At 63.6% G+C, this 20,591-nt stretch carries 19 protein-coding genes; 9 read left to right on the forward strand and 10 right to left on the reverse strand.

What is annotated here, in order from left to right; all coding sequences use genetic code 11:
- Positions 1–10 precede the first annotated feature (10 nt).
- From MJ639_RS11660 to MJ639_RS11685, 6 genes are all read left to right on the forward strand, one after another.
- On the forward strand, positions 11–544 hold the full coding sequence (locus tag MJ639_RS11660; RefSeq protein ID WP_243372285.1) for a tyrosine phosphatase family protein: 534 nt from the start codon (positions 11–13) through the stop codon (positions 542–544).
- A gap of 36 nt (positions 545–580) precedes the next feature.
- Positions 581–3,283, forward strand: a complete 2,703-nt coding sequence (locus MJ639_RS11665; RefSeq protein WP_243372287.1) for a DUF2339 domain-containing protein — start codon at positions 581–583, stop codon at positions 3,281–3,283.
- Positions 3,284–3,322: 39 nt separating this feature from the next.
- Positions 3,323–3,571 carry an exodeoxyribonuclease VII small subunit gene (locus tag MJ639_RS11670; RefSeq protein WP_243372288.1) on the forward strand — a complete coding sequence of 83 codons (249 nt, stop codon included), beginning with the start codon at positions 3,323–3,325 and terminating at the stop codon, positions 3,569–3,571.
- Between the two features lie 106 nt (positions 3,572–3,677).
- Positions 3,678–5,585 carry a 1-deoxy-D-xylulose-5-phosphate synthase gene (dxs, locus tag MJ639_RS11675; RefSeq protein ID WP_243372290.1) on the forward strand — a complete coding sequence of 636 codons (1,908 nt, stop codon included), beginning with the start codon at positions 3,678–3,680 and terminating at the stop codon, positions 5,583–5,585.
- Positions 5,586–5,591: 6 nt separating this feature from the next.
- Positions 5,592–6,320: a TlyA family RNA methyltransferase gene (locus MJ639_RS11680; protein WP_243372292.1), complete on the forward strand. Its 729-nt coding sequence runs from the start codon at positions 5,592–5,594 to the stop codon at positions 6,318–6,320.
- The gene (locus tag MJ639_RS11685) at positions 6,313–7,566 is read left to right on the forward strand and encodes a class I SAM-dependent RNA methyltransferase (RefSeq protein ID WP_243372295.1); all 1,254 of its coding nucleotides are present in this window, start codon (positions 6,313–6,315) and stop codon (positions 7,564–7,566) included. The genes MJ639_RS11680 and MJ639_RS11685 overlap by 8 nt, the downstream gene beginning before the upstream one ends.
- Here MJ639_RS11685 and MJ639_RS11690 read toward each other — a convergent pair.
- The 4 genes from MJ639_RS11690 to MJ639_RS11705 are packed head-to-tail and all read right to left on the reverse strand — an operon-like array spanning position 7,563 to position 11,991.
- Positions 7,563–8,312, reverse strand: coding sequence for an SOS response-associated peptidase (locus tag MJ639_RS11690; protein WP_243372306.1), 750 nt, complete (start codon positions 8,310–8,312; stop codon positions 7,563–7,565). The genes MJ639_RS11685 and MJ639_RS11690 overlap by 4 nt on opposite strands.
- Positions 8,313–8,321: 9 nt before the next feature.
- On the reverse strand, positions 8,322–9,317 hold the full coding sequence (locus tag MJ639_RS11695; RefSeq protein ID WP_243372317.1) for a magnesium transporter CorA family protein: 996 nt from the start codon (positions 9,315–9,317) through the stop codon (positions 8,322–8,324).
- Between the two features lie 39 nt (positions 9,318–9,356).
- A complete protein-coding gene (locus MJ639_RS11700; RefSeq protein ID WP_243372319.1) occupies positions 9,357–10,208 on the reverse strand; it encodes an SDR family oxidoreductase in 852 nt (283 codons plus the stop codon).
- A gap of 4 nt (positions 10,209–10,212) precedes the next feature.
- Entirely contained in the window at positions 10,213–11,991 is a 1,779-nt protein-coding gene (locus MJ639_RS11705; protein ID WP_243372320.1) for an acyl-CoA dehydrogenase family protein, read from the reverse strand.
- Positions 11,992–12,090: 99 nt separating this feature from the next.
- Between MJ639_RS11705 and MJ639_RS11710 the strand changes: the two genes are divergently transcribed.
- Positions 12,091–13,083 (forward strand): L-threonylcarbamoyladenylate synthase, encoded by a 993-nt coding sequence (locus MJ639_RS11710; RefSeq protein WP_423790790.1) that lies wholly within the window; start codon positions 12,091–12,093, stop codon positions 13,081–13,083.
- Positions 13,084–13,104: 21 nt separating this feature from the next.
- Here the strand turns inward: MJ639_RS11710 and wrbA are convergent, their stop codons facing one another.
- On the reverse strand, positions 13,105–13,707 hold the full coding sequence (wrbA, locus tag MJ639_RS11715) for an NAD(P)H:quinone oxidoreductase (RefSeq protein ID WP_243372332.1): 603 nt from the start codon (positions 13,705–13,707) through the stop codon (positions 13,105–13,107).
- Between the two features lie 185 nt (positions 13,708–13,892).
- Between wrbA and MJ639_RS11720 the strand changes: the two genes are divergently transcribed.
- Entirely contained in the window at positions 13,893–14,858 is a 966-nt protein-coding gene (locus MJ639_RS11720; protein WP_243372349.1) for a LysR family transcriptional regulator, read from the forward strand.
- Here MJ639_RS11720 and acuI read toward each other — a convergent pair.
- The 4 genes from acuI to MJ639_RS11740 all read right to left on the reverse strand — a co-directional run bounded on the left by acuI (position 14,822) and on the right by MJ639_RS11740 (position 19,556).
- Entirely contained in the window at positions 14,822–15,808 is a 987-nt protein-coding gene (acuI, locus tag MJ639_RS11725; RefSeq protein ID WP_243372351.1) for an acrylyl-CoA reductase (NADPH), read from the reverse strand. The two genes, MJ639_RS11720 and acuI, sit on opposite strands and share 37 nt — an antisense overlap.
- A gap of 219 nt (positions 15,809–16,027) precedes the next feature.
- Positions 16,028–17,266, reverse strand: coding sequence for an MFS transporter (locus MJ639_RS11730; protein ID WP_243372368.1), 1,239 nt, complete (start codon positions 17,264–17,266; stop codon positions 16,028–16,030).
- Between the two features lie 131 nt (positions 17,267–17,397).
- A complete protein-coding gene (locus MJ639_RS11735; protein WP_243372370.1) occupies positions 17,398–18,627 on the reverse strand; it encodes a cell wall hydrolase in 1,230 nt (409 codons plus the stop codon).
- Between the two features lie 104 nt (positions 18,628–18,731).
- The gene (locus MJ639_RS11740) at positions 18,732–19,556 is read right to left on the reverse strand and encodes a helix-turn-helix domain-containing protein (RefSeq protein ID WP_243372373.1); all 825 of its coding nucleotides are present in this window, start codon (positions 19,554–19,556) and stop codon (positions 18,732–18,734) included.
- A 133-nt stretch (positions 19,557–19,689) separates the two neighbouring features.
- Here MJ639_RS11740 and MJ639_RS11745 point away from each other — a divergent pair, with 133 nt between their 5' ends.
- Positions 19,690–20,091 (forward strand): hypothetical protein, encoded by a 402-nt coding sequence (locus tag MJ639_RS11745; protein WP_243372374.1) that lies wholly within the window; start codon positions 19,690–19,692, stop codon positions 20,089–20,091.
- A 134-nt stretch (positions 20,092–20,225) separates the two neighbouring features.
- On the opposite strand, the gene MJ639_RS11750 is transcribed toward MJ639_RS11745, so the two are convergent.
- Positions 20,226–20,585, reverse strand: coding sequence for a GFA family protein (locus MJ639_RS11750; protein WP_243373238.1), 360 nt, complete (start codon positions 20,583–20,585; stop codon positions 20,226–20,228).
- Positions 20,586–20,591 lie beyond the last annotated feature (6 nt).

Genomic DNA, 20,591 nt, shown 5'->3' on the forward strand with positions numbered 1-20,591 from the left:
GGATGGCGCGATGCCGACACTCCATGTCTGTCCTCTCTCCTGTCTCGATGAAACACTCGCCGCTATCGGTCCAAGCCATCTGGTGAGCCTCATGAGCATGGGCGCGGAGGTGGAGCGTCCCGCTTCGATTGTGCCTCACAATCATCTCTCCATCAGTGTGAACGACATCGTGGAGCCGAGGGAAGGCTATGTGCTGGCTGCACCTGAACACATGCAGCAATTGCTCGCCTTCATACGGGCCTGGGACAGAAAGGCCCCCCTGCTCTTTCATTGCTGGGCCGGTATCAGCCGTTCGACGGCAGCGGCCTATATCGCGGCCTGTACTCTCGCGCCCGAGCGCGACGAGGCGGAGCTTGCCCGTGCGCTCAGAAGCGCTGCGCCATCCGCTACGCCCAATGCACGCTTCGTGGCGCTTGCCGACGATCTCCTGAACAGGCAAGGCCGCATGGTCGCGGCCATCCGCGCCATCGGTCGGGGCGCGGAGGCTATGGAGGGCACGCCCTTCATGTTACAGCTTAACAGGGGTTCGTGCGATTCCACCTGATGAAGGCGGCCCCGATCAACTTCTGAGGGCTCCTTCGTGGAAGACGTGTTGTTTGCTTTTGCCATCCTCCTGGCGATCTTGATCGGGATTGGCAGTCCTATCATCGCGATCGTCGGCATCGTCTTCGCGGCGCGAACCAGGCGCGAACTTCAGCGCATCCAGCTTCGACTCGATCGCCTTGAGACGCAGACTCGCCCCGCGCAGGAGCCCGGCGCTGCCCAACAGACTGCTCCTGCGCCCGCTCCGGAAGCAGAGCTCGAGAAACCTCTCGAAGCAGCTCCGCCCACGGAAGTACCCGAAGCGCCCAAGCCGACATCCGTCCCGCCGGTTCCGGCAGTGGCGCCCCAGCCCATTCCTCCCCGTCAGGGCCTCGAAGAAAAGCTCGGCACCCGTTGGACTGTGTGGGTCGGCGGCGTGTCGCTGGCGCTCGGCGGCATCTTCCTCGTCCGCTATTCCATCGAACAGAACCTGCTTACGCCGCAAACCCGCATTGCCCTCGGCATTCTCTTCGCGCTTGCTCTCATCGGCGTGGGCGAGTGGATGCGTCGCCGCGAACGCAGCATCGACCTGCCCGGCATTCCCAGCGCCCATGTTCCCAGCATCCTCACGGCTGCGGGCACCTGCACGGCCTTCGCTTCGGCTTATGCCGCCTACGCGCTCTACGGCCTGATCGGCCCCGGCACGGCCTTCGTGCTGCTTGGGCTCATCGCCGTTCTTGCGATGGTCGCCTCGACGCTGCATGGACCGATGCTTGCCGCACTCGGTCTTCTCGGCGCCATGGGCAGCCCGCTCCTTGTTTCATCCGACAGGCCGCAGCCCTGGGCGCTCGTGATCTATCTCGCTTTCGTGGTTCTCCCCGCCTACGGCGTCGCGCGGCTTCGCCTGTGGCGCTGGCTCGCGCTTTCAGGCGCGGTGGGCGTATTGCTGTGGACGGTGCCGATCTTCTCCATCAGCTCGCACGAGGTGATGCCGGCCATGGTGCATCTGGTGCTCCAGGCAGGCTTTGCGGCCTTCTTCCTCGGCCTCGATCCCTATGGCTCCATCCCCGATGAAGAGGCGCAGATCGATTGGGGCGCAAGCGCGGTCTTCTTCGCCTTCGCCTTTGCAGGCATCGTCATCGCGAGCACCATCGGCGCGGGAGACGCACGCGCCGTTTTCGTGGCTGCTCTCGCTCTGGTGCTGCTGGCCACAGGTTTTCGCGCCGCCAGCGTGTCGATGGCTTCCGCCAGTGCAGCGATGCTCGCCTTCGGCGCCCTGCTTGTCTGGCCTCTCGCCAACGAGTTGAGGGGCGATCCGGAAAACTTCCTTTTCCAGAGCGGCGATGCTTTCACCGCGCGCCCTTACGCACTCAACACCTATCTCGCTCTGGCGGGCATTCTCACCCCCGTTATCGCCGCTGCATCGCTGTTGCGGCTGGCACGCTCGCAAGGTTTGCGCCTGCCCGTTGCGGCTTGGTACGCAGCCGCCGCAAGCGCCGGGCCTCTTCTCATCCTGATCGCCGCCTATTGGCGCGTGACGGAGTTCGAGCGCAGCCTGTCCTTCGCAGTTGTGGCAGGAATCATCGCGCTTGCTTTCGTGCTCGCCTCGCAATGGCTGATGCGTCGGGACCTTGAGACGAATGCCGCCATCCGCCTCGCGCTCGGCGCCACCGCATCGGCGGCGCTCGGCGCGGTGGCTTTGGGCCTTACCTTCGCCCTCGAGAAGGGCATGCTAACGGTGGCCTTCGCGCTGGCAGCGTTGGGCACCGCCTGGGTGGCGGAACGCATCGCCATTCCGGCCCTGCGCTACGCGGTGGGAGCCATCGGAGTGATCGTGCTGGGCCGCCTGATTTGGGAGCCCACGATCGTCGGCGGCGATCCGGGGCCCGTGATCTTCAATTGGCTGCTCTGGGGCTATGGCGTTCCCGCCGTTTCGTTCTGGCTGGCCAGCCGCCTGATGGAGCGCTCGGGACGCGACCGAATCGTTCAGCTCACCGAGGGCCTCTCCATCGTCTTCGCGGCTCTTCTGGTGTTCTTCGAGATTCGCCATGCGGTGCATGGGGGCGATCCGCTGGCCGACAAATTCACCCTTGTGGAGAACGGCCTCATTGCGACAGAAAGCCTCGCCTTCGCGATCCTGCTCACGAGGCTCGATATCCGCAGGGCCGACCCGATCTATCGCTGGGGAGCACTGGCTTTCCGGGTCATCTCGTTCTTCTACTGCTTCTTCGGGCTTTTCCTCGGTGGAAATCCGTTGATTTCCAAACAGCAGGCTTTAGGCGGCGTGATCCTCAACAGCCTGCTCTTGGCCTATCTCCTGCCTTCGATCCTGGCGGGTGTGCTGGCTTATGTGGAGAGGAACTCTCGCCCTTACTACTATGCCCTCTCCTCGGCGGTCTTAAGCCTCCTCCTGCAATGGGCCTATGTAGCCCTGGAGATCCGGCGGATTTTCCACGGGCCGGTCCTGAGCCTTCGCCTCGGCTTCACCCAGGGCGAACAATGGAGCTATTCCGTGGCGCTTCTTGTCATCGGCATGGTCCTGCTCGGCTTTGGCATTCTCCGGGACAACCGCTTTGCGCGCATCGCCTCGGCGGTCTATCTTGTGCTGGCCGTTCTGAAGGTGTTCATCATCGACCTGTCCAATCTGGAAGGCGTGATGCGGGCCCTGTCATTTATTGGCCTCGGGCTTGTTCTCATCGGCATCGGCCTCGTTTATCAGAGGTTCCTCGTCCGGCGCCCGGGCAATGCCGTCCTTCCTTAAAAAGGGCGGAGAAATAACGATTTTTGAGCGGATAGCTGCATGACCGACACCACTTCCATCAAGACCCTCCCCTTCGAGAAGGCCCTGGCCGAGCTGGAGGAGATCGTGCGGCGGCTTGAGCGCGGCGATGTGCCCCTCGAGGATTCGATCGCCATCTACGAGCGCGGCGAGGCCTTGAAGAAGCATTGCGAGCATCTCCTGAAGAAGGCCGAGGCCCGGATCGAGAAGATCACCATCGGCCCGGACGGGGCGGCCTCCGGCACGGCCCCGCTGGACGTTGCGGAATAAGGCGGAGCTTCGGGCTCAAAAGGGCTGGTTCCGGTTTGACCAGCCCCTCCGCACTCCCTATGTCCAGATGTGGCCGGCCTTCGGCGAACCTTAGGTGAGAACAACCTTGTCCACCCCTATTCTCGACACCATCCAGACCCCGGACGATCTCCGGCAGCTTTCCGAGAGCCAGCTCAAGCAGGTGGCGGACGAGCTGCGCACGGAGACCATCAGCGCCGTCTCCGTCACGGGCGGACACCTGGGCGCGGGCCTCGGCGTGGTCGAGCTAACGGTGGCGCTCCATTACGTGTTCGACACCCCCCGGGACCGGCTGATCTGGGACGTGGGTCATCAGGCCTATCCCCACAAGATCCTCACTGGCCGCCGCGACCGCATCCGGACGCTTCGCCAAGCGGGTGGCCTATCGGGCTTCACCAAGCGCTTAGAGAGCGAATACGACCCCTTCGGCGCCGCGCACACCTCGACCTCGATCTCGGCGGGCCTCGGCATGGCCGTGGCGCGGGATCTCGAAGGCAAGCAGAACAACGTCATCGCCGTGATCGGCGACGGCGCCATGTCGGCGGGCATGGCCTATGAGGCCATGAACAACGCGGGCGCCATGCATTCGCGCCTCATCGTCATCCTCAACGACAACGACATGTCGATCGCCCCGCCCACGGGCGCCATGTCGTCCTATCTCGCGCGGCTTGTTTCCGGTGGCACCTATCGCGGCATCCGCGAGACCGCCAAGCAGCTCGCGAAAAAGCTTCCCAAATTCTTCTACGAGAAGGCGCAGCGCGCCGAGGAATTCGCCCGCGGTTTCTGGACCGGCGGCACCATGTTCGAGGAGCTCGGCTTCTACTATGTCGGCCCCATCGACGGTCACAACCTCGATCATCTTCTGCCGATCCTGAAGAACGTGCGCGATTCCGAGACGGGACCGATCCTCGTTCACGTCGTCACGCAGAAGGGCAAGGGCTACGCGCCTGCGGAGGCTGCCGCCGACAAGTATCACGGCGTCGTCACCTTCGACGTTGTGACGGGCGCGCAGGCCAAGCCGAAAGCAAATGCGCCGTCCTACACCAAGGTGTTCGGCGAAAGCCTCATCAAGGAAGCGCAAGCCGACGACAAGATCGTCGCCATCACGGCGGCGATGCCCTCCGGCACGGGCGTCGATCTTTTCGAAAAAGCATTCCCTGCACGCACCTTCGACGTGGGCATTGCCGAGCAGCATGCAGTGACATTCGCCGCCGGCATGGCGACGGAAGGCTACAAACCGTTCTGCGCGATCTATTCCACCTTCCTGCAGCGCGCCTACGATCAGGTGATCCACGACGTGTCGATCCAGAACCTGCCGGTGCGCTTCGCCATCGACCGCGCGGGCCTCGTCGGTGCGGACGGGCCCACTCATGCAGGCTCCTTCGACATCGCCTATCTCGGCTGCCTGCCGAACATGGTTGTGATGGCGGCCGCCGACGAAGCGGAACTGGTGCACATGGTCGCCACCGCCGCTGCCTATGACGATGGCCCCATCGCCTTCCGCTATCCGCGCGGCGAAGGCGTCGGCGTCGACATGCCCGAGAAAGGTATTCCGCTTGCCATCGGCAAGGGCCGCATCGTCAAGCAAGGCAGCCGCATCGCCATTCTGTCCCTTGGCACGCGCCTCGGCGAAGCATTGAAGGCGGCGGAAGAACTCGAAGCGCGCGGGCTTTCCACCACTGTGGCCGATGCCCGCTTCGCAAAGCCCCTCGACGAGGAGATGATCCTCAAGCTCGCCCGCGAGCACGAGGTTCTCGTCACCGTGGAAGAAGGCTCCATGGGCGGCTTCGGCTCCTTCGTGCTGCAGCTTCTCTCCGACAAGGGCGCGCTCGATCGCGGCACACTGAAAGTGCGTTCCCTAGTGCTGCCTGATACCTATCAGGATCACGACAAGCCCGAGCGCATGTATGCCGATGCCGGCCTCGATGCTCCGGGCATCGTGAAGAAGGTGTTCGAGGCCCTCGGTCAGGAAGAGACCCGCAAGGCGCGGGCCTGACTTCGTATGACCCGTAAACGTGCTGACGTCGTTCTCGTCGAGCGCGGCTTCTTTACGAGCCGTGCCCGGGCGCAGGAAGCCATTGCCGCCGGCCTCGTGACCGTGAACGGCGCCGCTCTGCGTAAGGCCTCCGAGACCGTTCCGGACGATGCCGTCATCACCGCCGAACAGCCGCATCCTTACGTCTCGCGTGGCGGCGTGAAGCTCGCAGCCGCCCTTGATATCTTCGCCATCGACCCGAAGGGCTGCATCTGCCTCGACATTGGCGCTTCCACCGGCGGCTTTACCGAAGTGCTGCTGATGCGCGATGCAAGCCATGTCTATGCGGTGGATGTGGGCCATTCGCAGCTTCATCCGAAAGTGGCGAATGATCCGCGCGTGATAAATCTCGAAGGCATTGATGCGCGCGTGCTCAATACCGCGCTCGTGCCCGAACCCGCCGATCTTCTCGTGTCGGATGTGAGCTTCATCTCGTTAAAGCTCGTTCTTCCCGCCGCCGTCGCGCTTCTTAACCCGCAGGCGAAGCTCGCGGTTCTCGTGAAGCCGCAATTCGAGGCTGGGCGCGACAACGTGAAGAAGGGCATCGTCCGTGACCCGGAGGTGCATCGCGCCGTGTGCGACAATATCAGAGCCTTCGTCACATCTCTTGGATTTACTGTCGATGGCATCGTGCCCTCGCCTATCGAAGGCGGGGACGGCAATCGCGAATTTTTGTTGGGAGCCCACCGTGGCTGAGCAGGTAACGATCAAGCGCCTCGGCGCGAAAGCAGACGGCATCGCGGAGGCCACATCAGGACCTGTCTTCGTGCCGAAGGTGCTGCCGGGTGAAAAAGTCACCATCGAGCGCGAAGGATCGCGTGCCGATCTCATCAGTGTCGATGAGGCCTCGCCCGAGCGCGAGATCCCGTTCTGCCCCTATTTCGACGAATGCGGCGGCTGCGCGACGCAGCACATGAAGCATGGCTTCTATCAGAACTGGAAGCAGGAGACGCTCGCCCACACGCTTCGCCAGGCCCGCATCGAAGCGCCGCTCGAGACGATCATTGATGCTCATGGCGAAGGCCGCCGCCGCGTGACGCTGCATGTGCGCTTTCCCGACCGGGCCATGCATGTGGGCTTTATGGCCGCGCGCAGCCACCAGATCGTCGAGATCGGGTTCTGCCCCATCGCGGAAGCTCCGCTGAAGGATCAAGCGCCCGGCATCGCCCGCGCCATAGGCGAGCATCTGAAAAGCGCGCGCAAGCCGCTCGATATCCAAATTACGAATACCCAGACCGGTTTCGACGTGGATGTGCGCGGGCATGGGCCGCTGAAGGATGCGGATCGTCTCAGTCTCATCGGCCTTGCGGAAAAGCTCGACCTCTCGCGCCTTTCAATCCACGGCGACGTGATCGTGGAGCGCCGCCCGCCAGCAATCATTATGGGGCGCGCCTCTGTCGTGCCGCCGCCCGGTTCATTCCTGCAGGCAACGCGCTTGGGCGAGGAAACGCTTGCGCGCTTCGTGACTGAGGCCTGCGAGCGCTCGAAGCGCGTGGCCGATCTCTTCTCGGGCTCAGGCCCCTTCGCCCTGCGACTTGCCGAAAAGTCGGACGTTCATGCGGTCGAATACGATAAGGGTTCGACCATGGCCCTCGACAAGGCATTCCGCGCCACGCCAAACCTTCGCCGCATTACGACGGAGGCTCGCGATCTCTTCCGCCGTCCGCTGCTCACGCCCGAACTCAATGCGTTCGATGCTGTGGTTCTCGACCCGCCGCGCGCAGGCGCGGAGGCTCAGGCCAAGCAGCTTGCCGTGTCGAAAGTGCCGCTTGTGGTCAGCGTCTCCTGCGACGCAGCCACCTTCGCGCGCGATGCCGCCATTCTCATGCAAAGCGGTTATCGCCTGGAGCGTGTGATCCCAGTCGATCAATTCAAGCACTCGCCGCATCTCGAAGTCGTCGGCATCTTGCGACGCGACGTAGTGAAGAAGCGGCGGCTCTAGAACAAGCTCCCCTGCTCGTCCTCGTCGCTGGAGAGTGGCTTCTTCGCCTTTGGCTTGTTCTGCTTCACCGGCGCGGGTTCAGAATGCGCGAGCGGCTCCATCAAACCCGCATCGTCGTTCTCGACCTTGTTGACACGGCTTGAAACCGGCAGAACCTCCAGCCACTCATCCGGGCATGGCCTCACGAGGTTCATGACATTCGCCCGCTCGTCGCGCACATCGAGCCAGGCTGCGATGCTCTCTTCCGACAGGATCACCGGCATGCGGTCATGCACGGCGGACATGGTGCCGTTGGCATCCGTCGTCACGATGGCGGCAGTGTCGATCTCACTTCCGTCGGGACTGGAATAGGTTTCCCACAAACCTGCCATCGGCAGCGGCTTGCGGTTGCGCGGGCGGATGAGGAACGGCGTCTTCTCGCGCCCTTCCCGGCGCCATTCGTAGAAGCCGTCGGCGAGGAAGATGCAGCGCCTGCGTTTCACTGCAGCCTTGAAGGTTGGCTTCGTCTCCAGCGTCTCGCCGCGCGCATTGATGACGAGCGGGAAATCCTTCGGGTCTTTCACCCAGGACGGCAGGAAGCCCCAGCGCACCAGCATGAAATGGCGCTCGCCGCGATCCTCCAGCACGATGGGCACGGGCTGGGTGGGAGCCACGTTGTAGCGCGGCGGAAAGTTCGGCTGCTCAGGATAACCGTAGAACTCCCGGAAGATTTCGGGAGCAAGGGAAATGGCAAAGCGCCCGCACATGGACGCCTCCTAGAGCCAGCGCTTCCAGCGGAAAAACAGATAAGGCAGCACGGCCGCCAGCACCATGAGCGTGATGGCCCAGGGGTAGCCGAATTCCCAATCCAGTTCCGGCATGAGCTTGAAGTTCATGCCGTAGAGCGACGACACGAGGGTCGGCGGCAGGAAAATCACGGACATCACCGAGAAGATCTTGATGACGTCATTCTGCTCGATGGTGACGAGGCCGAGCGTGGCATCGAGCAGGAACTGGATCTTGTTGGAAAGGAAGGTCGCGTGCTCCTCGATGGATTGCACGTCGCGCAGGGCCGTGCGCCATTCCGCCTGATAACCGCGCGATTTCTGCGGGCGCGGCATGCTGGCGGAGAGAAACAGCAGCAGGCGCTCGACCGACACCATGCTCTCCCGCACGTTCGAGATGATGTCGCCCTTTCGACCGATGGATTTCAGCGCCGCGCGGAAGGAGGCCGTGCGGCGCGTGCCCTTCTTCTCATTTTCGAAGATCGATTGTGACAGGCGATCGATGCGGTGCCCCACGGTGCCGAGGATTTCGGCGGCGCGGTCGATGATCGTTTCGATCAAGCCATCGAGAATCGCCTCCGGCTGATGGCGGCAGCCACCCGGCTTTCCGGCGCGGGTCATGAACATGCTGAACGAGCGCGGCTCGCCGTAGCGCACGGTCACCAGCGCCCGCTCCGTCAGAATGAAGGACACGTCGATGAGCTTCGGATTCTCGGTATCGGAGCTGCACAGCACGCGCGCCGTCATGTAGCGGGCATTGTTCTCGTGATAGAGAATCTCGGACGGCTCGATGTCGGCCATCTCCTCCCGCGTCGGAATCTCAATATTGAGATGGCGTTCGACGAGGCGATCCTCCTCGCGGGTCGGCTCGATCAGATCGACCCAGAGAGCATCCTCCGGAATCGGTTCTTCCGGTGGCAGCACATAGCGATCAAGGGATTCCCCTGCGGGAGTCATTGCCTGTGCCGGCCTGTGGATCACGATCATACCCGTCTCCGCCTTGTCGGGTGAGTTGTAACCTCACCTTTATGACGATTGTTTCACCGGGGGAATATCGTCGGGCACGAAGAAGTCCGGCATCAACGGCTTGGTGGGGTCGACCCGGTATTTCTCGAAATCGGTCACGCCTTCCTCGCTCAGGAAAACGTCGTCGATGAGGAAATGGCCGGAGAAGCTCTTGGAGGGCTTCTGGAAAATGGCATAGGCCGCGTCAGAGAGGATTTCCGGCGTGCGGCTCGCCTGCACGATCTCGTCGCCACCGAGCAGGTTCTTCACGGCGCTCGTCGCAATGGTCGTGCGCGGCCAGAGCGCATTGACGGCAATGCCCTTCGAACGCAGCTCGCCGGCAAGGCCCAGCACACACAGGCTCATGCCGTATTTCGCCATAGTGTAGGCAAGATGCGGCGCGAACCATTTTTCCTTCATGTCGAGTGGCGGCGACATCATCAGGATGTGCGGGTTCTCGGCCTTTTCCAGATGCGGGATCGCGTATTTCGAGACCATGTATGTGCCGCGCGTGTTGATCTGATGCATCAGATCGAAGCGCTTCATGTCCGTCATCGCCGTCGGCGTGAGGCTGATGGCGCTGGCATTGTTGACCACAATGTCGAGGCCACCGAAGGTATCGACCGTGTTCTGGATCGCCCCCTTCACCGCATCTTCGTCACGCACGTCGACAACGAGCGGCAGGGCCTTGCCGCCCGCCTTCTCGATCTCATCCGCCGCTGTGTAGATGGTGCCGGGAAGCTTCGGATGGGGTTCTGCGGTCTTGGCCGCGATCACCACATTCGCGCCGTCCTGCGCCGCACGCAGGCCGATGGCGAGACCGATGCCCCGCGAGGCGCCGGTGATGAAAAGTGTCTTTCCTTGAAGGCTCATGATATCAGCTCGCCAGTGCCAGAGTTGCGTCCTGCAGGAAGCCCGCGCCGCCAAGCACCGTGTCTTCCAATCCTTTCGCGCCAACCGCGATGTTCTCCGCAAAGAAGCGGCAGAGCGCGATGCGGCCTGCATGAGCAGGATCCTTGTCGCCACCCGCCATCAACGCATTCGCCGCAAGCGCAGCCTCTGCGAGAGCAGCACCGCCCTGCGCGAGACCGAAGAGACGCAGATAAGGCGTAGCACCTGCCAGCGCGTCACCCTGTGCATTGGAGGAGATGGCCTTGAGCATGTAGCTCGTGGCACGGTCCAGGCTCTCGATGGCGTCGCGCAGGCGCGAGGCGGTGGCGCCGAAGGCAGGTGTGCCTTCCTTCAGAAGACGCGTGACGACGGCGCGCATGGAGGCGATCTGCGCATGCACCGTCTCGCCACCGGAGAGCGGCAGCTTGCGCGTGACGAGATCGATGGCCTGAATGCCGTTTGTGCCTTCATAAATCGGCGCAATGCGCGCATCGCGATAATGCTGCGCCGCGCCTGTCTCCTCGATAAAGCCCATGCCGCCATGGATCTGCACGCCCAGCGATGCCACCTCCATGCCGATATCGGTGGAGAAGGCTTTCGCCACGGGCGTGAGAAGCGATGCGCGCTCATGCGCTTTCTTGGCGCGTGTCGGATCCTGCTCCAGATGCGCGCGGTCGATGGCTTCCGCCGTCATGTAGCAGATGGCGCGGGCAGCGGCCGTCATCGCCTTCATGGTGAGAAGATTGCGCTGAATGTCGGGATGCACGACGATGGGGCTCATACCTTCCGCAGAGCCAATCGCGCGACCTTGCTTGCGTTCATTCGCATAAGCCAATGCCTGCTGATAGGCGCGCTCCGCAATCGCCACGCCCTGCAGGCCTACCGCGAGGCGCGCATTGTTCATCATCGTGAACATGCAGTTGAGGCCACGGTTTTCTTCGCCGATAAGCCAGCCGATGGCGCCACCCTTGTCGCCAAAGATCATGGTGCAGGTGGGCGAGGCATGGATACCGAGCTTGTGCTCCAGGCTGTGGCAGCGCACGTCGTTGCGCGTGCCGTCCGGCAGAAATTTCGGCACGAGGAAGAGCGAGATTCCGCGCGTGCCCTGAGGCGCATCGGGCAAACGCGCCAACACGAGATGGATGATGTTGTCGGTGAGATCGTGCTCGCCGTAGGTGATGAAGATCTTCTGCCCGGTGATCCTGTAGGTGCCGTCGCCCACCGGCTCGGCGCGCGAGCGCAAAGCGGCGAGGTCGGAACCCGCCTGCGGCTCGGTGAGATTCATCGTCGCCGTCCACTCGCCGGAGACAAGCTTTTCGAGATAGCGGCTCTTCAGCTCATCGGAAGCATGCGACTCCAGCGCCTCGATGGCGCCGTGCGTGAGCACCGGGCCGATGCCGAAAGCCATGGAGGCGGAATTCCACATTTCCACGCAGGCCGAGTTCAGCAGTGTGGGCAGACCCTGGCCGCCATATTCGACAGGGCCGGGAAGCGCGTTCCATCCCGCTTCCGTCCAGCCCTTATAGGCATCTTTCCAGCCGGGTGCGGTGGTGACTACGCCGTCCTTCACGCTCGCCCCGACCTTGTCACCCTCGCGGTTCAAGGGCGCGATCACATCGTTCGCGAAGCGCCCGGCCTCATCGAGAATGGCTTGAGCGAGATCGGCGGAGAGATCGCCATAGAGCCCATCATCGACGGCACGGTCGAACCCCGCCACGTGGCGCATGGTGAAGACGATGTCCGACACGGGAGCGCGATAGCTCATGGCATTTCCTCTCACAGCTTTGGCTTTTGGATATTGACGCGTTCCCCCGCGCGGTTAAACCCGCCCAAGGTATCATCTCGCATATGGGATAGTTTAGACGTGAACGATCGCGGGTCAATGGGACGAACGGCGCGTCTGGTGGCAGACGAGGCCGGTCTGGCTGAAGCTGCAACAATCCTGCAGCGCGGTGGCCTCGTGGCCTTCCCGACCGAAACCGTCTACGGCCTGGGGGCGGATGCGACCAATGCGGAAGCAGTCGCGGGCATCTATGCCGCCAAGGAACGCCCGAGCTTCAACCCGCTGATCTCGCATCTGGAAAGCTTTGAAGCCGCGAAGGTGCAGGGCATCTTCGACGAGACCGCCCAAAAACTCGCCGAGACCTTCTGGCCCGGCCCCCTCACCCTCGTGGTGCCGGTCGCCCCCACCTGCACGATCTCAGATCTCGCCCGCGCGGGTCTCGACAGCGTGGGCCTGCGGGTGCCGGCCCATCCCCTCGCCCATGCGCTGCTGAAAGCAACCGGCCGTCCTGTTGCCGCGCCTTCCGCCAACCGCTCCGGCCGGGTGAGCCCCACCGACGCGGATCATGTGCTCGGCGATCTCGACGGGCGTATCGATGCAGTGGTCGATGGCGGCGCGTCGGATGTAGGTGTCGAATCCACCATCGTCGCGTGCCTCGGCGGCACCCCTCGCCTGCTGCGCCCCGGCGGCGTGCCGCGCGAGGCCATTGAGGCGCTGATCGGGCAGAAACTCGAGAGCGGTTCGGAAGGTGGAGAAAAGAGCCCGCTCGCGCCGGGCATGCTCGCCTCACACTATGCGCCGCGCGCCCAGGTGCGTTTGAATGCGGCCGATATCATGCCGGGCGAGGCCGCAATGCTGTTCGGCCCTAAAATGCTGCCTGGCAGCGAACAGGCAAAGGCTCAGTTGAACCTCAGCAAAAACGGCGACCTCAAGGAGGCCGCCGCTCATCTGTTTTCGTATCTGAGGCAGCTCGATGCCTCGGGCGCTCACACCATCGCGGTCGCGCCGATTCCGGAGATGGGTCTGGGCGAAGCCATCAACGACCGCCTCCGGCGCGCTGCCGCGGAGCGGTGACCCGCTCCGCTTAAAAGCAGCTTACTTGCCCGCGAGCTTCGCGGCGATCTGCGCCACATGCTTGCCCTGGAAGCGGGCGCCGTCGAGATCGATCTCGCTCGGCTGGCGCGAGCCGTCGCCGGCGGCGATGGTGGACGCGCCATAGGGCGAGCCGCCACGGATCTGGTCGACGCCCATCTGGCCCTGGAAGGAGTAAGGCAGTCCGACGACCACCATGCCGTGGTGCAGGAGCACGGGCAGCGTGGTGAGGATCGTGGCTTCCTGGCCGCCGTGCTGAGTGGCGGTGGAGGTGAAGACCGAACCCACCTTGCCGATGAGCTTGCCTTGGGCCCACAGGCCGCCGGTCTGGTCGAGGAAGTTCTTCATCTGGGCCGTCATGGTGCCATAGCGGGTCGGCGTGCCGAAGATGATGGCGTCGTATTCCGGCAGCTCCTCGACCGTGGCGATGGGAGCTTTCTGGTCGGTCTTGTAATGAGCGGCCTTGGCGATCTCGTCGGGCACCAGCTCCGGCACGCGCTTCACGACCACCTCGGCGCCGGCCTCGCGCGCGCCCTCGGCGGCTGCATAAGCCATCTGCTCGATATGTCCCCAGGACGAGTAATACAGCACAAGAACCTTGGCCATGTGTATCTCCAATACCAATGAATGAGAGCAAACAGGCGGGATTCCAGGCTAGGCTTGGGTCCTGGCCATGGCTTGGCCGCTCTGCAACTGTGTGACGCAGTTAGGATAAGCTTTCCTGCTTGCAAAACCAGTGCTAGACATGCAGGGGTTCCATTGCACCGATGCAAGAGACATGGCCTAGACACATGGCGAAGCAACAACAGCTCGACTGGGACGATTTCAAGCTCGTGAAGATCATCGCCGAGGCCAGCGGCCTCGCGGGTGCGGCCGAACGTCTGGGCGTCAACCACTCCACGGTCTTCCGCCGTCTCGGCCAGATGGAGGAGAACCTCGGCGTCAAGATCTTCGAGCGGCACCGCACCGGCTATGTGCTCACGCCCGCAGGCGAGGAGATGTCGGCGCTTGCCGAGCAGATGGAAGAGAACGTCACCTCGTTCACCCGTAAGCTCGCGGGCCAGGCGGTGGCGCCTGCCGGTGAATTGCGGGTGACGACGAACGACACACTCCTCGTCCACCTGCTCACGCATCTTTTCTCGCGCTTCGTGAAGAGCAATCCCGAAATGCGCCTCGACGTGGTGCTCGCCAACCAGGCGCTGAACCTCTCGAAGCGCGATGCGGACGTAGCGATCCGCGCCACCGACGATCCGCCGGAAACGCTCGTCGGACGCCGCGTCGCCACCATCGCCTGGGCGATATACGGACGCTTGGAAGACTTCCCCGACCAGCATGAGCCGGTCGATTTCAATTCACCCGAACTCTACAACCGCCATTGGGTGGCACTCGGCGATAACCTCGCTGCTCTGAAAGCCGCCCGCTTCGTGCGCGACCGCGTGGCGCCAGAGAACATCGTCTACAAGGTCAACACGGTGCTCGGCCTCGCGGAAGCCGTGGAGGCCGGTCTCGGCATCGGCCCCCTGCCCTGTTTCATCGCGGATGCGAGCCCCAACCTCGTGCGGCTGTCGGACGTGAACCCGGATTTCTCCGCCGGCCTGTGGCTTCTCACCCATCCGGACCTGCGCCAATCGGCGCGCGTGCGCGCCTTCATGGATTTCATGGCCGCAGAGATCGCCAAGCAGCGCCGCTGGATCGAAGGCAACGGCAAGAAGCCTGCCGATCAGGCTATGGCGACGACGACACGCCCCTTGATCTGACCCTCGACGATCTTGCGTCCCGCCTCCATCACCTCGGCGAGAGGAATGGTGGAGGTCATGGCCGCAAGCTTCCCGTGGTCGAGTTCGTGCGCCAGCCTGTTCCAAGCCTCGATGCGCAGCGCTTTGGGCGCCATCACCGAATCGACACCGAGCAGCGCCACGTTGCGCAGGATGAAGGGTGCAACGGTCGAGGGCAGATCCATGCCCGCCGCCAAACCGCAGGCCGCGATTGCACCGCCGTATTTCGTCATGGCGATCACGTTGGCGAGCGGTACTGAGCCCACCGTATCGACGCCTGCCGCCCAGCGCTCCTTGCCGAGCGGACGAACCGCGCCCGTGAGTTCGCTGCGGTCGAGAATTTCCGCAGCGCCGAGACCTTTGAGATAATCCGCCTCTTCGGGTCGCCCCGTTGAGGCGATCACATGCCAGCCGGCCCGCGCGAGCAACGTCACGGCGACGGAACCGACGCCGCCGACAGCGCCCGTGACGACGGCAGGGCCGCGCTCGGGCGTGAGCCCGTGCTTTTCGAGCGCCATCAGGCAGAGCATCGCGGTGTAGCCCGCCGTACCGATGGCCATAGCCTGATGCGGGCTCAACCCCGACGGCAGCGGGATCAGCCAATCGCCCTTCACGCGCACCTTCTCGGCATAGGCGCCGAGATGCGTCTCGCCCAGGCCCCAGCCATTGAGGATCACCGCATCGCCGGGCTTGAACTCGGAATGAGAGGACGTCTCGACAACACCGACGAGATCGACGCCGGGGATCATCGGAAAGCGCCGCACCACAGGCGCTTTGCCGGTCAGCGCAAGACCATCCTTGTAGTTCAACGTCGAGTGCGACACGCGCACCGTGACGTCGCCGTCCATGAGATCGGTCTCGTCGAAGTCGCGAAACTCGACGTTCTGTCCTGCATCGCTCTTGTCGATGACGAGCGCTTTGAATGATGCCATGTGCATGATCCTCCCTCATGCCGATTGTTGGCGCGGGGAAGGATCAGGGCAAGGTCGAGAGGCTTATCCCTTCGGACGAGGCAATCTCTATCTCAGCCCTCATCCTGAGGAGGCGCGGAGCGCCGTCTCGAAGGAGGATCCAGTGCAGACTGGAGACGCCTCACCCTTCGAGACGCTACGCTCCTCAGGGTGAGGCTTATAGTGATGTTCCTACGACCCTTATTCCGCAGGCTGCAGCGCGGGGCCGCGCTCCACCGGGCGCTCCTTGATCGGCAGGTTGATGAGCGCCGAGGCGATGCCGAGCGCGACCGAGAACCACCAGACCAGCGAGTAATTGCCGTAGATCTCGTACAGCACGCCGCCGAGCCACACGCCGAGGAAGCCGCCGACCTGATGCGAGAAGAAGGCGAAGCCGTAGAGCATGGCCATGTAGCGCGTGCCGAACATCAGCATCACGAGCGATGATGTGGGCGGCACGGTGGAGAGCCACAGCAGGCCGATGGAGATGCCGAAGGCAATCGACGTGACGGGCGAAGCCGGCAGCAGGATGAAGGCTGCAATCGCGATCGAGCGGCCGAAATAGATCCAGGCCAGCAGCCAGCGCTTCGACATGCGCGTGGAGAGCCAGCCGGAGCCGAGCGAGCCGAAGGCGTTGGCCAGACCGATCACGGCAAGCGTCCAGCCGCCGACGGCAGCCGAGAGGCCTGCATCCTTCAAGTAAGCCGGAAGATGCGCGGTGATGAAGGCGAGCTGGAAGCCGCAGGTGAAGAAGCCCAGCACCAGCAGCACATAGGAGCGATGCTGGAACGCTTCCGTCAGCGCCTGCTTGATGGATTGGTTCGGCACATTGGCCGCGCTGGCGGCCCCGCCTGCATTGGGACGCGTCGCAAGCGCCAGCGCGAGCGGCATGACGATAAGCACGGAGCCCGCGAAGATCACGAGCGCCTGATGCCAGCCGAAGGAATCGATGAGCGCGTTTCCGATAGGCGGGAAGAGGAACTGGCCGAAGGAGCCTGCCGCTGTGCCCGCACCGAAGGCCATGGGACGCCACTTCTCCGGCAACAGCTTGCCGAAGGCGCCGAGCACAAGGTTGAACGAGCAGCCGGAGAGGCCGAAGCCGATCAGCACGCCCGCGCCGAGATGGAGGATGCCAGGCGTCGATGCATTGGCCATCACCACGAGGCCGATGGCATAGAGCAGCGCACCGGCGCACAGCACCTTGAAGGCTCCGAACCGATCCGCCACCGCGCCCGCGAAGGGCTGGCCGAGACCCCAGAGCAAGTTCTGGAAGGCAATGGCCAAGCTGAACGTATCACGCCCCCAGCCGAATTCCGTGGTCATCGGGATCTGGAACAGGCCCACCGAGGCGCGAGGCCCGAAGGTGATCAGCGCGATCAGGCAGCCCGCCAGAACGATGAGCTGCGGCGAGACGCGGGCTTGGGTGGAGGGTGCGGACATGAGTGCGGCCTCAGACGGCAAATCGGAGGGCGGATACTAACGGAAGTTCCGCATCCGCAATATTGAAAGTTTCTTGGCTTTGGTATGAGGGGTTGTGATGGGTCGCGGGCCTCCCCGGCCCGCGCTTCCGATCAGGTCTGGCCGGGCTTGAGCTTGTAGAAGATATGGCGGCCGATCACGTCCATCTTCTTCAGGCGACGCGCCCAATAGGGGCGGACGTAATTGGCGTGATAGTGCGTCGCGCCACCCACCTCGGCGAGATAGGTCTTGCCCTCGAGCACGGCGCTCGCCACGCGCTTGGCGCGTTCCCAGGACACGGTGTCGTTCGTGCGCAGGGCCTTGCCTTCGCAGGCGAAGGTGAACTGGCAGGCGAGATGGCGGTGGCGGTTCTGATAAACCACACCGCAGATGGAGGACGGATAGAGCCCGCTCTTCACGCGGTTGAGCACCACCTGCGCCACGGCGGCCTGCCCTTCTTCCGGCTCGCTGCGCGCCTCGAAATAGACAGCCTCCGCCAGGCAGCGCTGTTCCTTGCTCATGTTGTCGGGATCAATCAGGTCAGCATAGCGTGGCGCTTCGCCATCCGTATTCGGCAGGAGGCTCGTGCCATGGTCGCCCTTGTCGAGGCGCGGCGATTGCAGCGAGACGGGCGCGGCGGCGATCTCGATGGGTGTAGCTTCCATCGGAGCGGGCGTCGTGGAGGAGAGCGCGGTGGCGCGCTTTACGATGGGGGTCGTCAGGCTTGCCGCGGCGCCGGTGGAACCGGCAGCGGCGGCAGTGGGCGACTGCACCGACACGGCCTGCCGCGTGGTGGTGAATTCAGGCATCTCCGACGGCTCGAAACTCTGCTCCGTCTCGAAGGCTTCAAGCTGGCCCTCCATGAGAACGGTGGGCGGCAGAAGGCGCTCGTCCTGGCCGAAGAGAAGGCGCGCGCCCGAGGCCCGCGCAAGATCCGGACGCAGCTGCTTGGCGCGCAGGGAAAGCGTGACATGAGGCGCAACAAGGGGATCGCCCTTGCCCGAGCGGTCGACCTCCGAATAGATGTCGCCCGCCCCTGCCTTACGATCAGCCTTGGGCGGCACGGCATTGGCCATGTCGTCGGGCAGGTCGTAGCGCGGCAGGAAGCGCAGGACGTCGCGGTCGAGATCGAGACGGCCGCCTGCGATGGACATGCCGATAGGGGGAACAAGATCGGTCTGGGTCAGGCGCGCGACGGGGCTCGGCGCGGCGAAGCTCATACCGGCCTGCGGATCGTTGCTGGCGGAGGCGGTAAACGAGATCAGCAGGCCGGTCGCCAGCGCCCAGGGCGCCGTTGTGGCGCAGATCCATCTCACCTGAGAGCGACGATTCCGAAGACGCACGCGAACACCCACTCAACCAGAGCAGCCTCGAACAAAAGGCCGCCGTTCCTTATGGTTATCGGGGGTTAAGGTTGATGGCTGGTTAAGACGAAGCCTTTTATCCGTCAGACGCCTGCGGCAGCCTGACGCTTCTCGGCCATGCGCCTCAAGGCGTCCGCCGTCTCCGCATCGGCGGGGAAGAAGGCCTCAATGGCGAGTTCCGAGAGTGTCACATCGACGGGCGTGCCGAAGACCGTCGTCGTGCTGAAGAAAGTGAGCACGCCCTCCTCCATCGTCAGCTGCAGCGGCACGACGAGGTCGGCATGATGCGGCTTGGAATGGAGCGTGCGCCGCGCGGCATCCGGAATCGGATAGGCACGCAGTTCCTCGATGAGCGCGGAGAGAACCGCATCGCCCGTGACATTCACCTGATGATGCAGGCGCGCGATGAGGTGATCGCGCCATTCGGAGAAGTTCGCGATGCGTCGCGCCAGACCTGCGGGATGAACGCTCAATCGCAGCACGTTCACGGGCGGCTTGAGCAAAGCCTGATCGACGCCCTGCATCAGCGCCAGCAGCGCCTCGTTGGCGGCGACCAGCGACCAATGCCTGTCGACGGCAAGAGCAGGATAAGGCTCATGGCCTTTGAGCACGAGGTCGATGGCCTCGCGCATGCTGCGCAAGGACGGATCGTCGAGGGAGCGTTCGGAATAAACCGGTGCGAACCCGGCCGAGGCCAGCATCACGTTGCGCTCGCGAAGCGGCATGTCGAGCTTCTCCGAGAGAAGCTGCACCATGTCCCGGCTCGGCTGCGAGCGGCCCGTTTCAAGAAAGCTCAGATGCCGCGTGGAAATCTCGGCCTCGAGGGCGAGATCCATCTGGCTCATGCGACGGCGCTGGCGCCATTCGCGCAAGTAATCGCCGAAATGCACGGGGCTTGGGGTCTTCATCGGTTTCATGGGCCGGGACCATAGCGCGAGCCAGGCTCTTATTCCATGACCTCGGAGGTAATCGACGGCCTTCCCTCGTTGCGTGATCCTCCAAGCCGTTCGGGATGCCCGACAGCCTTGAAAGGAGCCTGCCATGACAACGATCCACCCCTCCCCGCTTCTTCGCCAAGCCCTGCTGGCCGACGCCACCACGAGCGGCGCTTTCGGCCTGTTGATGCTGCTTGCAGCCGATCCCTTGAGCCGCCTGCTCGGATTGCCGGAAGGTTTGCTGCGCGGCGCAGGCCTGGTGCTTTTGCCCTACGTCGCCCTGCTCGCCTGGCTCAGCCTGCGCGGCGAGATGCCCAAGGCGCTGATCTGGGGCGTCATCATCGGCAACATCGCCTGGACCGCAGACAGCCTGCTGCTGCTCGTCAGCGGATGGGTCTCGCCCACCACGGCAGGCTATGCCTTCGTGATCATGCAGGCGCTCGTGGTGCTGATGTATGCGGAGCTTCAGATCATGGGGCTGCGCCGGTCGAATGCGGCGATGGTATGAGGTTCTGATCGACACACGTCATCCCGGGGCTGCGCAGCAGAACCCGGGATCGTTGGCAGCATAAGGCGCCATTCTCGTCACGCGATCCCGGCTCGGCTACGCCGTCCGGGATGACGTTTGGGAGAGCCTAGCTCTTACCGATCCCGCCCGTTGAAGGGCACGGTCTTCAACTCAGACAATTCCACCCCTTCCAGGCAACGCACGTTGATCGCAGCCATCGGCGGCTTGTCTGGCTGCTGGCCCGGCGGCTGACCTTCGCCGAAGGTGGCCGTCCCGCAATGGGCGCAGAAGCGATGGCGGATCGTATGCGTGTTGAAGGTGTAGGTGGAGAGGTTCTCCTCGCCGCTCACCTTCAGCGCCTCACGCGGAGCGAAAGCGAGCAGATAACCCTTCTTGCGGCAGATCGAGCAGTTGCACTCGATCACCTGCGAGAGATCGGCTTCCACTTCGAACGTCACCTTGCCGCAATGGCACGAGCCTTTGTGCAGAGCCATCATTGT

The organism is Microvirga solisilvae, assembly GCF_022808595.1.
GTDB classification, from domain to species: domain Bacteria; phylum Pseudomonadota; class Alphaproteobacteria; order Rhizobiales; family Beijerinckiaceae; genus Microvirga; species Microvirga solisilvae.